At 29.8% G+C, this 12,717-nt stretch carries 12 protein-coding genes; 11 read left to right on the top strand and 1 reads right to left on the bottom strand.

Features of this window, described 5'->3' with window-relative positions; translation table 11 throughout:
* Positions 1–7: 7 nt before the first annotated feature.
* The 6 genes from purE (at position 8) to JFY71_RS00175 (ending at position 6,413) form a co-directional block, all read left to right on the top strand.
* On the top strand, positions 8–487 hold the full coding sequence (gene purE / locus JFY71_RS00200) for a 5-(carboxyamino)imidazole ribonucleotide mutase (RefSeq protein ID WP_243661035.1): 480 nt from the start codon (positions 8–10) through the stop codon (positions 485–487).
* A 7-nt stretch (positions 488–494) separates the two neighbouring features.
* A complete protein-coding gene (locus JFY71_RS00195) occupies positions 495–1,736 on the top strand; it encodes an amidophosphoribosyltransferase (protein WP_243661034.1) in 1,242 nt (413 codons plus the stop codon).
* Between the two features lie 10 nt (positions 1,737–1,746).
* Positions 1,747–2,781: a phosphoribosylformylglycinamidine cyclo-ligase gene (gene purM / locus JFY71_RS00190; protein ID WP_243661033.1), complete on the top strand. Its 1,035-nt coding sequence runs from the start codon at positions 1,747–1,749 to the stop codon at positions 2,779–2,781.
* Positions 2,772–3,395 carry a phosphoribosylglycinamide formyltransferase gene (gene purN, locus JFY71_RS00185; protein ID WP_243661032.1) on the top strand — a complete coding sequence of 208 codons (624 nt, stop codon included), beginning with the start codon at positions 2,772–2,774 and terminating at the stop codon, positions 3,393–3,395. Before purM ends, purN begins: the two co-directional genes overlap by 10 nt.
* 1 nt (position 3,396) lies before the next feature.
* On the top strand, positions 3,397–4,641 hold the full coding sequence (gene purD / locus JFY71_RS00180; protein ID WP_243661031.1) for a phosphoribosylamine--glycine ligase: 1,245 nt from the start codon (positions 3,397–3,399) through the stop codon (positions 4,639–4,641).
* Positions 4,642–5,393: 752 nt separating this feature from the next.
* Entirely contained in the window at positions 5,394–6,413 is a 1,020-nt protein-coding gene (locus JFY71_RS00175) for a zinc-binding alcohol dehydrogenase family protein (RefSeq protein WP_243661030.1), read from the top strand.
* Between the two features lie 102 nt (positions 6,414–6,515).
* Here JFY71_RS00175 and JFY71_RS00170 read toward each other — a convergent pair whose 3' ends face one another.
* Positions 6,516–7,322, bottom strand: a complete 807-nt coding sequence (locus JFY71_RS00170; RefSeq protein ID WP_243661029.1) for an alpha/beta hydrolase — start codon at positions 7,320–7,322, stop codon at positions 6,516–6,518.
* 902 nt (positions 7,323–8,224) lie between these two features.
* On the opposite strand from JFY71_RS00170, the gene metG reads away from it, so the two are divergent.
* The 5 genes from metG to JFY71_RS00145 are packed head-to-tail and all read left to right on the top strand — an operon-like array spanning position 8,225 to position 12,632.
* Positions 8,225–10,186 (top strand): methionine--tRNA ligase, encoded by a 1,962-nt coding sequence (metG, locus tag JFY71_RS00165; protein WP_420846425.1) that lies wholly within the window; start codon positions 8,225–8,227, stop codon positions 10,184–10,186.
* 8 nt (positions 10,187–10,194) lie between these two features.
* Positions 10,195–10,974: a TatD family hydrolase gene (locus JFY71_RS00160; RefSeq protein WP_243662111.1), complete on the top strand. Its 780-nt coding sequence runs from the start codon at positions 10,195–10,197 to the stop codon at positions 10,972–10,974.
* Positions 10,967–11,500, top strand: a complete 534-nt coding sequence (gene rnmV, locus JFY71_RS00155; RefSeq protein ID WP_243661027.1) for a ribonuclease M5 — start codon at positions 10,967–10,969, stop codon at positions 11,498–11,500. Before JFY71_RS00160 ends, rnmV begins: the two co-directional genes overlap by 8 nt.
* On the top strand, positions 11,490–12,350 hold the full coding sequence (rsmA, locus tag JFY71_RS00150) for a 16S rRNA (adenine(1518)-N(6)/adenine(1519)-N(6))-dimethyltransferase RsmA (protein ID WP_243661026.1): 861 nt from the start codon (positions 11,490–11,492) through the stop codon (positions 12,348–12,350). Before rnmV ends, rsmA begins: the two co-directional genes overlap by 11 nt.
* A gap of 51 nt (positions 12,351–12,401) precedes the next feature.
* Positions 12,402–12,632 carry a glutaredoxin family protein gene (locus JFY71_RS00145; protein WP_243661025.1) on the top strand — a complete coding sequence of 77 codons (231 nt, stop codon included), beginning with the start codon at positions 12,402–12,404 and terminating at the stop codon, positions 12,630–12,632.
* Positions 12,633–12,717: the final 85 nt, after the last annotated feature.

Here is a 12,717-nt window from a genome sequence, read left to right as displayed (position 1 = left end):
GGAAACAATGAAGGTAGCTGTAATTATGGGAAGTATATCAGATAGGGAAATAGCAAAAAAAGTAAAAAACAAATTAGATGAATTGGAAATAGAAAACTCAGTTAATGTTATTTCAGCTCACAGGTCATTAGACCTACTAATGGATTTTTGTAAAAAAGTAGAGGAAGAAGAAATTGGGGTAATAATTGCAATTGCAGGTATGTCTGCTCATTTGGCAGGAGTTACAGCTGCTTTAGTTGATATACCTGTTATAGGTATTCCGGTAAAATCAAAAGCACTGGAAGGTTTAGACGCCCTACTATCTACTGTACAAATGCCAAAAGGAGTACCTGTTGCTACAGTGGCAATAGATGGAGGAGAAAATGCAGCAATATTAGCCGGTAAAATACTAGCTTTAAATAATAAAAAAATAATGAATAATATAAAACAACTGAGGGAAAAAAGCAGGGCCGATATTATAGAAATTAATAAGGATTTGGAAATATAGGTGTATTATGAGTGGTATATTCGGGTTTTTCAACAATGAGGATATTGAAGCTATAAGGTATTTACAATATGGTCTTTATGGTGTTCAACATAGAGGCCAGGCTGAAGTAGGAATTGCAACTATTGATAATGATAGAATTAATTATCTAGTTGGTGAAGGTTTGGTTGGGGAGAATTTTAGTAATAAAGTATTAAGAAAATTCAATGGAAATAAAGCTATGGGATATGTAAAATATGCCTTTAGATTTGAAGAGGAAAATCCTATGCCCTTTATATCAAAGAAAAATGGAATGTCTTCCTTAATGGTAATAGATGGCAAAATTATTTCAAATATATCCTATGAAAAACTAAGGGAGAAAATTCAAGGTAATAAAGAAGAGTTAAAGAAATATTTGTCCAATATAAAAGGGGCTTTTAGTCTTGGATATATGGATAATGAAAAAATTGTAGCAATAAGGGACCCCTATGGTGTTAAGCCATTGTCTGTAGGAGTTAATGATTCGGGCTATGTTATATCATCTGAAACCTGCGCAATAGACTCAATTGGGTATAAATTATTAAAGGATTTAGAGCCTGGTGAAATATTCATTGGAACAAATTCAGATTATGAGTTTATAAAATATTCAAATGAAGAAAGCAAACTCTGTCTATTCGAAATGGTTTATATAGCAAGACCTGATAGCTATATTGATGGTGTAAGTGTATATAGAGCAAGATATAATTCTGGACAGGTATTATATGAGGAAAATAAAACAGAAGCCGATATTGTAGTTGGTGCTCCGGATTCCGGAATAATTGCAGCATTAGGCTATTCTTACGCTTCAAAAATTCCATACATGGAAGGAATAGTAAAAAATAGGTATATAGGAAGAACATTTATTGAGTCAGATCAGGAAAATAGAGAGAAAAGTGTAAATATTAAACTTAATCCAATAATTGAAAATGTAAAGGATAAAGATATTATTTTAGTAGATGATTCCATAGTTAGAGGTACAACTACAAAAAGGTTGATTAAGATGTTAAAGGATTCAGGAGCTAGAAAAGTTCATTTAAGAATTGCATCTCCACCTGTAGTCAATAAAGATGATTTAAGTATAGATATTCCTAGTGAAGAAAATCTTATAAGTCGAAGTAAGAGCTTTGAAGAAGTGGCAAGGGAAATACAAGCTGACTCCCTATACCATTTAAGCTTACAAGGGCTTAGAGATTGTTGTGGCAACAAAGGATATTATGAAAAATATTTTGCATAAGGAGAAAGTTATGAATTTAACATATAAGGATTCAGGCGTAGATAAAGAAGCGGGATATAAGGAAGTACAATTAATAAAACCTCTAATTAAAAAAACCTTTAGAGAAGGAGTAATTTCTGATTTAGGTGGATTTTCCGGTTTGTTCGGCATAAATAAGGACAAGTATGAAGAACCGGTGTTAGTTTCAGGAACTGATGGTGTTGGAACAAAATTAATGTTGGCATTTAAAATGGATAAACATAATACAGTAGGTGAAGATTGTGTAGCCATGTGTGTTAATGATATTCTTTGCCAAGGAGCTGAACCTATTTTTTTCCTAGACTATATTTCAACTGGAAAATTAATACCGGAAAAAATGTATTCAATAGTTGAAGGTGTTTCAAATGGGTGCGTAAAAGCTGGCTGTGCCCTAGTTGGAGGAGAAACAGCGGAAATGCCGGGCCTATACGAAGAAGATGAATATGACTTAGCTGGTTTTGCTGTAGGAATAGTCGATAAAAATAAGATAATTGATGGTAAAAAAGATATAAAAGAAGGAGATGTTATTTTAGCCTTACCTTCTACAGGTGTACATAGTAATGGATATTCAATAGTAAGAAAAATTATATTTGAAAAGATGAATTATAAATTGGACATGTATATAGAAGAACTAGAATCAACCTTAGGTGAAGAATTACTAAAACCTACAAGAATATATACTAAGCCATTATTAGACCTAGTAAGAAAATTTAAAATAAACGGTATATCCCATATAACAGGTGGCGGTTTATATGAGAATATTCCACGAGCATTACCTAAAGGCTTAACTGCAAAGGTTAATACTAAAAAAATTGAAAAACATGAAATATTTAATCTACTACAAAAATGGGGAAATGTAGATACAAAGGAAATGTACTCAACGTTTAATATGGGCATTGGAATAGTATTTTTTGTTAATAAGGATATAAAAGATGATGTTCTAAATTATTTAAAAGAAATAGATGAAAAAGTATATGAAATAGGTGAAGTTATAAAGGGAGAAGAAGGAGTAATCCTATGTCATTAAATATAGCTGTAATGATTTCAGGAAGTGGAAGTAATTTACAGAGTATAATTGATGCTATAGAAAAAAATATATTAAAAAGTGAAATTAAAATTGTAATTTCCAATATGGAAAAAGCTTATGGATTAGTAAGGGCAAAAAAGCATGGAATTGATGCAGTGTATTTGTCTAAAAAGGATTACAGCTCCTTAAAGGAATATGAAAAAGAATTACTGGAAGTTTTTAAAAATAAAAAAATTGATTTAATTGTATTAGCTGGCTACTTGGGAATAGTACCGGAGGAAATCATTAAATATTACAAAAATAAAATAGTTAATATTCATCCATCTTTAATTCCAAGTTTTTGCGGCAAGGGATTTTATGGGATAAATGTACATGAAAAAGTTTTAGAATATGGAGTAAAAGTAACAGGAGCTACAACTCATTTTGTAGACGAAGGTGTGGACACTGGACCGATTATTATACAAGAGCCTTTGAAAATAGAAGAAGAAATAACTGCAGAAGAATTACAGAAAAGAGTTTTAGATATTGAGCATAAAATATTAGTAGAAACAATTAGGCTAATAGAAGATAAAAGGCTTGAAATAAACGGAAGGAAAGTGCTAATAAGGAGATAGTATGGATATTTTAGTAATAGGAAATGGTGGAAGGGAACATGCACTTATTTGGAAAATTGCTCAAAGTAAATTGGTAAATAAAATTTTCTGTGTTAATGGCAATGGTGGCATTAACACAATAGCTGAAAACATTGGCTTAAAAAGCAATTTGGATATATTGAACTTTGCAAAAAATAATAATATTGACTTAACAATAGTAGGCCCTGAAAATCCTTTGTGCGAAGGAATCGTTGATTTATTTGAAAAAAACTCCTTAAAAATCTTTGGACCAAATAAAAAATCTGCCCAACTAGAAGGCAGTAAAGAATTTACAAAGGAATTTTTAATGAGAAACAATATTCCTACTGCAAAATATTTTTCCTATACAGATTATAATAGTGCCATAAAGGGATTAGAAAACTTTAAATTTCCCTTAGTAATTAAGGCAGATGGTCTTTGTAAAGGAAAGGGAGTATTTATTTGTGAAAACAAAGATGAAGCTAGTAAGAATCTTAAAAAGATTTTCATAGATAAAGTTTTTGGAGAAGAAGGAAATAAAATAGTAATTGAAGAATTTTTAGAAGGATTTGAAGCTTCCTTAATATGTCTAGTATCAAAAAATAATATTGTACCCTTAGAACCTGCAAAGGATTATAAAAAAATAGGTGAGAAGGACACAGGAGAAAACACAGGTGGTGTAGGGTGTATATCTCCAAATCCATTTCTAGATGAAAATACAAAAAAAGATTTAAATAATATTGCTAAAAAAATACAAGATGCATTAGAGGAAGAAAAATTAGCCTATAATGGTGTTTTATTTATAGGATTTATGATAACAGAAGAAGGAGCGAAAGTATTAGAATTTAATGTCCGATTTGGAGATCCTGAAACTGAAGTTATTCTTCCGAGATTAAAATCTGATTTGCTTAATATTATATTAAAAACCATGAACAATGAAATATCTAATGAAGATTTACAGTGGGATGAGAAATACTGTTTAACGACTGTTCTTTGTTCTGGTGGCTATCCCGATAAATACGAGATTAACAAAGAAATAATTGGGTTGGATAAGGTAGATGAAAACATAATAGTATTTCATAACGGTACAAAACTAAAAAATGAAAAACTAGTAACAAATGGAGGAAGGGTCCTTTCAGTAACTGCCCTTGCAGAGACCTTAGAAGAAGCAGGAAACAAAGTTTATGAAAATATTAATAGAATAAATTTTGAAGGAAGGTATTATAGAAAAGATATCGGAATTTTATAAATCGGGATTTGTTTTAGTATTTTGTATGATTTATAATGTTTAGAGTAAATATTTTAGAAAAAAGTATAATTTAAATTAAGTAGCAATGAAACTAGAAAAATCAACAGTTATTTGTATTACTATTAAATGGTGTTGATTAAACAATATAATACTATATGTGGTTCAAGCTTAGGCGTTTGGACCACTTTTTAGTTTTAAAACTGTATATTTTTATTTTGTTCCTAATAGATATTTAAATATTACAATTTTTTCTCGGTAATAAAAAGCACCTACATATAACTATTGTTCTTAGATCTTATAGTTTAGGCCTCTTAAATAAATTATATTCATCAAAAAATAATCAAATTTAAAACAGGGCTGATAATTAAATTAATATACTAGAATAACATGGTATAATATTATAAATATTATAAAATATAGGAACATTTCTTATGACGATTTTAAAATAATACTTTAGATATGAAAGCAATTTAAATAATATTATAGAAGTATTACTTTAAATTATTTAATCTATCAGGAATTTAAATATCTAGCCTATATTAAAATTATAATGTTTTATTAGAGCGTATTTAAAGAGCGGTATACTGCTCATGAAAAAAATAGTTTCAAAAGAGTAATTTAAAAGGTAAAACAACATAACAATAGATAAGAGTTATTTGACTTGATAATGAATACAAACCTTGTTTTTAGGTCTTGGAAATTGGGGTTAATTTTGAAATTTAGTGTAAGTGTTTTATATATGGAGGGAAATAATGAAGGCATTAAAAATATTTGAACCAAAAATATTAAAAATAGTAGATATTGAAGAACCAAAGATAGTAGATAAAAATGATGTAAAGATTAAAACTATGACAACTGGTATTTGTGGTTCAGACGTTAGTATGTATGCTGGGACAAATACAATGGTTGTTTATCCTAGGATATTTGGACATGAAATGGCTGGGGAAGTAGTTGAAGTGGGATCTTCAGTGGAAAATCTGAAAGTTGGAGACCATGTAACAGTAGACCCTGTAAATAATTGTGGGTATTGCCACGCTTGTAGAGAGGGTAGGCCTAATATATGCTACAACTTAAAAGTGAGAGGAGTACAAGGAGAAGGTTTTAATGCAGAATACATAGTCGTTCCTAAGGATGCTGTTTATAAATTATCCAGCAGTATTCCTTGGGAGGAAGCTTGTTTAATAGAACCATATACAATAGGTTTTAACGCTACATCACGAGCAGGATTAAAACCAGCTGATACACTTTTGATTTTAGGAGCTGGTACAATAGGTCAAACGACTTTAAGAACGGCTTTAATGATGGGAGCAAGAGTTATAATAAGCGATATAGATGATGAAAAATTAGAGACAGCAAAAAATCAAGGTGCCTTTTTAACCATTAATCCAGCTAGGGATGATTTGAAAAAAATAATAGAAGAAAATACAGAGGGATTTGGTCCCAATGTGGTTATAGATGCAGTTTGTATTCCAGAGACAGTAGAACAATCCATAGAACTAGCAGCTCCAGGGGGTAGAGTAGTTACATTGGGATTTTCTGAAACACCTTCTAAGATTCAACAAAAACATATAACTGCAAAGGAGTTGGATATAAGAGGATCAAGATTAAATAATAGGAAATTTGCATCTGTAATTAAAAGTTTAGAGGATAAAAAAATAAACTTCGATGATATGATTTCCCACGTAATTGACTTTAAAGACGCCAAAGATGCTTTTGAAATTATGTTGGATGCAAATACTCCTAAGAAAAAGATAGTGTTGAAATACTATTAGGTATAGGAATGTTTTAGATTTGAAATAATTAAAACTAAGGGTTAAAAATTATAATTTATCCCTTAGTTTAATTATGTTATGAGGAAATTTTATAGTGATTAATTAAATTCTCTCATTAATCCACTCAACAATTTCAGCTATAATTTTGTCTTTAACCGGTTCATTTAATATTTCGTGGAAAAGTTTTGGATAAATAATTAAGCCCTTGTCTTTAGAGGCTATTTCTCCAAACAGGTCTCTAGAATCTTTTTCTGATACAAGTCCATCATCTGCACCATGTAATATTAATACTGGAGCAATGAATTTATCTGCATTCTTTTTTAAATAATGAACTCCCGAGATAACTTCTTTTACTAATTTAGCAGAGATCATATTTTTTACCAGAGGGTCAGCTATGTATTTTTGTACTACATTTTGATCGGAACAAACTCCATCGCCTAAGGCATTTTTAAAGTAGAACTCATCATCTGCATCCATTAGTTTGTCCGGAAATAATTTAGTGTTGAATCTAGTTAAGGCACCGGATAAAATAATACCCTTTGCTTTTCGTGGATATATTGTTCCAAATAAAGTTGCTGTTTCTCCTCCCATACTGTGACCTAAGACGAAAATAGGAATACCGGGATTTTCTTGCTCGGCAATTTTAAAGAAGAAATTTGCGTCACTTGGCATATCTTTGTAGTCATTAAAATAAACATCTTTCCCTTTTGATTTTCCATGACCTCTTTGATCGTATCGGTAAACGGAAAAGTTATTTTCATTTAGTTTTTCAGTTACATAGTCGTATCTGTTTAAATGTTCACATAATCCATGGCAAATTAATACAACGGCTTTTGGATTATCCACTTTATCTGACCTCATTCTAAGTTCTGTCCCATCAAAGGAAGGAACTAATTTTTCTTCGTACATCTTATCATCTCCTTTACAGTAATTTTAACATATTAAATGTATTTGTAGTCCAGCATTATATGCTATTTAAAATTATTATTTATTTTATATTAATATAGAGTAAACTTGACTAAATTGGGAAATTAGGGTAAAATAAGGTGCAATTGAATAGGACTGTGATTGGAAGAGATCTTAATACTGAGATAAGAGAGTTGCTGTTTGGTGAAAAGCAAAGGATGTATTTAGTGAAAATGGCCCATGAGTCTAAGTTAATGAGGACTTAATTTATTTAAGTTGAATTAGAGTGGTACCACGAATATTACCTTCGTCTCTATTAGAGATGAAGGTTTTTTTTATGACCTAACAGCAATCTTTGATTGCGTTGTAGGTCAGATGCAGTCTTGTCCAAAAGCGAAGCGATTGGCAAACAAAGTTGTATTATGACTTAACCCAACGAGCAAGGCGAGTTGCAGGTAGTCAGCAGATTATTGTAGCTAAATATAAAATTTGGACAATAAGTTGCATAAGACCCGTAACAAATCAAAGATTTGAACTAGGTCCATAAGATGCAGTCTTGTTAAAAAGAAAAGAGTTAGACATATGAAGTTGAATTAGACCTGTAGCAAGCTAAAAGATTTTGACTAGGGCTTCAGTCGTAATTTCAAACCGGTTGCAGTAAACTACTCTTGGAGAAATCTGACATAAGACCTGTAACAAAATCAAAGATTTGGACTAGGGCTTCAAATTGTAGTTTGTTATATTGCAAGTCAGAACTAGGGAATTTATATAGTATTAAGTTATAGAAAAGGTAGAAGATTTAAAAAGGACAGATTTTTATATTAATGGATATAGTAAAATACTATTACCAATAAGAAAAAAGAAGAATATGTTAATTAATTTATTTTTAATTATAATACGAGGAGATGATATTTTTGAGTAATAAAAAAGCTTATTATTTGACAACGCCTATTTATTATCCTAGTGATAATTTACACTTAGGCCATACCTACACAACTATTATTGCAGATACTTTAAAAAAAATTAGGCAAATACAAGGTTACGATGTTTTTTTTACAACAGGTACAGATGAACATGGTCAAAAGCTTTTAGAAAAGGCTAAGGAAGCAGGAAAAGAACCTTTAGAATATATAGATCCAATTGTAGAAAGTGCAAAGGAATTATGGAAAAAACTTGATATTAATTATGACGCCTTTGTTCGTTCTACTGATAAGCAACATGAAAAAAATGTACAAGCAATTTTTCAAAAACTATATGACAAAGGTGATATTTATAAATCCGTATACAAGGGAAATTATTGTGTACCTGATGAGGCTTTTTGGACAGATGCCCAATTAGTAGATGGAAAATGTCCAGATTGTGGTAGACCGGTACAATATCATGAAGAGGAATCCTATTTTTTCAAATTATCTAAATATCAAGATAGAATAATAAAACTATATGAAGATAACCCTAATTTCCTATTACCTGAATCTAGAAGAAATGAAATGTTAAATAATTTTATTAAAAAGGGATTAGATGATTTATCAGTTACTAGAAATAGTTTTGACTGGGGAGTTAAAGTTCCTTTTGATGATAACCATATTATATATGTTTGGATTGACGCCCTTTCATGCTATTTAACAGGTATTGGTTATGGTGTAGATGAAGAAAAATTCAACAAGTATTGGCCAGCCGATGTTCATTTAGTAGGAAAGGAAATTGTAAGATTCCATGCTATTATTTGGCCAGCTTTATTAATGGCATTGGATTTAGAAGTTCCTAAGGAAATATTTGCCCATGGATGGATATTATTTGATGAAGATAAAATGAGTAAATCTAAAGGCAATATTGTTTATCCTGAACCAATTATAGATTTATATGGTGCAGATGCCTTAAAATATTTTATTTTAAGGGAGTTTGTTTTTGGTAATGATGGAAATTATACAAACGAGAAATTCCTACAAAGAATAAATTCGGACTTAACTAATGATTTAGGTAATTTAGTTTCCAGAACTGTTACTATGGTTGAGAAATATTTTAATGGGGAAATTAAGGAACCGGTAGAAAAAGAAGAAGTAGATAGGGAATTAATAGAACTGGCAGAAGGAACTATTGATGAGGTTGAAAAATATATAGATGAATTAAGTTTTAATAATGCTTTAGAAAGTATATGGAAATTAATAAGAAGAACTAATAAATATATTGATGAAACTGAGCCTTGGGTTTTAGGAAAAGAAGAAAATTATAATAGGCTTTCAACAGTACTCTATAATTTAGTGGATAGTTTAAGAATTGTAAATATTTTAATTAGTCCTTTTATTACAGATACTGCTAAAAAAATTCAAGTACAAATCGGTTTAGAAGAATTAAATTGGGATGATGCTAGAGTGTTTGGACTTACTAAAGTAGGTACAGTTGTGAAGAAAACCGAGAATTTATTTCCAAGACTAGATATTAAAAAAGAACTGGTAAAGCTTGAAGAAGCAAATAATAAATTAATAGAGGAAAGAAAAAAGGAAAAAGGCATGGATGTAGAAAAAACAGAAGAAGAAAAAGAAGAAGAATTAATTACAATAGATGATTTTGACAAGGTAAAATTAAAGGTTGGAGAAATAATAGAGGCTGAAAATCATCCTAAAGCAGATAAGCTATTGGTTTTTAAAATAAAAATTGGGGATGAAGTAAGGCAAATTGTCTCCGGTATAAAAAAATGGTACACTGCAGAAGACTTAATTGGAAAGAAGGTTATTGTTTGTACTAATCTTAAACCTGTAAAATTAAGAGGCATTGAATCTAATGGAATGATTTTAGCAGCTGACAAAGGTGAAGATTTAACATTACTTTCAACTTTATCAGATATTGAAAGTGGAGCTGATGTTTCATAATGAAATTTATGATAGATAGCCATGCCCATTTAGATGATGAAAAATTTAATTATGATAGGGATTTAATTATTAACGATTTATATGATAATTATGTAGCCTATTATATTAATCCTGCTTCTGACATGAACTCTAGTAAAAATACATTGGAGTTATCTTCAAAGTATGATTTTATTTTTTCAGCTATAGGAATACATCCTCATGAAGCTGAAAAATTTACAGATGAAAATTTAGAAGAATTAAGACAAATGGCTAAAAATGAAAAAGTTGTGGCAATAGGTGAAATAGGTTTAGACTATTATTATGATAATAGTCCAAGGGAAATACAAAGAGAAGTATTTAGAAAGCAAATGAATTTAGCGAAGGAATTAGGCTTGCCGGTTATTATTCATTCAAGGGATGCCTATGGTGAAACCTTTGACATATTAAATGAATTTAAAGGTGAAGTTATAGGGGTAATGCATTGTTATTCAGGCTCTATTGAAATGGCTAGAAGATATATGAGTTTAGGCTACTATATTTCCTTTGCAGGTCCGGTAACCTTTAAAAATGCTAAAAATGTTAAAGAAACTGCAAAACAAATTCCTTTAGATAGATTATTAATAGAAACGGATTCTCCTTATTTAACTCCTACACCTAATAGGGGAAAGAGAAATGAACCTAAGTATGTTAAATATGTTGCTGAAACAATTGCCCAGTTGAGAAATGTAGATACTGATGAAATTATTGAAGCAAGTAGGGAAAATACTATAAAACTATTTAATTTAAAGGGAATTAAATTTGATGATTAAGGAAATTATAGTTGTTGAGGGAAGAGATGATGTAACAGCAGTAAAAAAAGCCTGTGATTGTGAAATAATAATTACTGGCGGTTATCACTTTCCTAAAGATTTATTTAAAAGATTAAAAAAGGCTCAAAAAGAAAAGGGTTTAATAGTTTTAACAGATCCTGATTATGCAGGTGAAAGAATTAGAAAAATTATTAATAAAAATATTAAAGGTGTTAAAAATGCCTATATTGAACAGGATAAAACCATAAAAAATGGAGATATAGGCATAGAAAATGCCAAGCCAGAGGATATACTAAATGCTTTGAAAAATGCCAAGGCAAATTTTGAAGATACTAGGGATGAGTTTTCTTTTGACGATATGGTTTATTATGAGCTTACTGGTCCAGGATCAAAAAATAGAAGGGAAATTGTAGGTAATTTACTTTCAATAGGCTATGGAAATTCTAAACAATTCTTGAAAAGATTAAACAAATATAATATTTCAAGAAAGGAATTAGAGGAGGCTTTATTAAAATTTGAAAGATAATAGACTATATCAACCGAGTTATTTAAAAGAGGTTTTAAAAAAATTTAATTTTACTTTTTCCAAAGCTCTAGGACAAAATTTTCTGACAGATGGGAATATTATAAGGAAAATTGTTAAGGAGTCCAGTATTTCAAAGGAAGATACAGTACTTGAAGTAGGACCGGGTTTTGGAACTTTAACAGAGGAGTTAGCAATAAATGCTAAGCAGGTTATAGCTGTTGAAAAAGACAGTCGTTTAATGGAAGTTTTAGAATTTACATTAGAGGATTTTGAAAATGTTATAATTATAAATAATGATATTTTAAAAGAGAATATAAAAAAAATAAAGGAAGAATTTTCTCCTAATAGAAAATTAAAAGTTGTGGCTAATTTACCATACTATATTACAACTCCTATTATTGAATATTTAATTGAAAATAAGGAGTATATAGATTCTATTACAATAATGGTACAAGAAGAAGTTGCAAAGAGAATAGTTGCTACTAAAGACAACAAGGATTACGGAAGCCTTTCACTATATATAGCCTATAATTCCGACGCAAGGATTATTGGAAAGGCTCCAAAAAATATTTTTATGCCAAGTCCTAAAGTGGACAGTGCAGTAGTAATTCTGGAATTAAGAAACAAAGAATTTAATGTAGATGAAGATTTACTATTTAAAATAATTCATTCAGGATTTACTAAACGAAGGAAAAATATTTTAAATTCCTTAACAACTGGATTTGCTAATATTAAAAAGGAAGAATTAAAGGAAGTATTAGCGGAGTTAAAAATCAATTCAAATTTAAGGGCAGAGAATTTATCCTTAAATGATTTTATAAATATTACAAATAAAATTAATGATGATTAAAACAAAAAGTTCAGGGTATTAATAAATCGTAGAGAAAGGAGAGATTTATTAATGGCAAATGTAGTAGTTTATTCAAGTGATACTTGTCCATATTGTGTGGCAGCTAAACAATTTTTAGAAAACAATAAAGTTGCGTTTACTGAAAAAAATATTTCAAAGGATTCTAGTGCGAGAACAGAATTAATGAAAATGGGACATATGGGTGTTCCGGTAATTCTAGTAGATGAACAAGAAGTTGTTGGTTTCGATGAACCAAAGTTAAGAAATTTACTTGGATTATAATATAAATTTTCAATTAGGGAGATTATACAATTGTATAATCTCTTTATTTTTATATAAATAAGAATTTTTTGAAAGATATATAAAG

Source organism: Miniphocaeibacter halophilus (assembly GCF_016458825.1).
Taxonomy (GTDB): Bacteria; Bacillota; Clostridia; order Tissierellales; family Peptoniphilaceae; genus Miniphocaeibacter; species Miniphocaeibacter halophilus.
The sequence above is the reverse complement of the archived record's forward strand: the minus strand, read 5'-3'. Positions and strand labels throughout refer to the sequence as shown.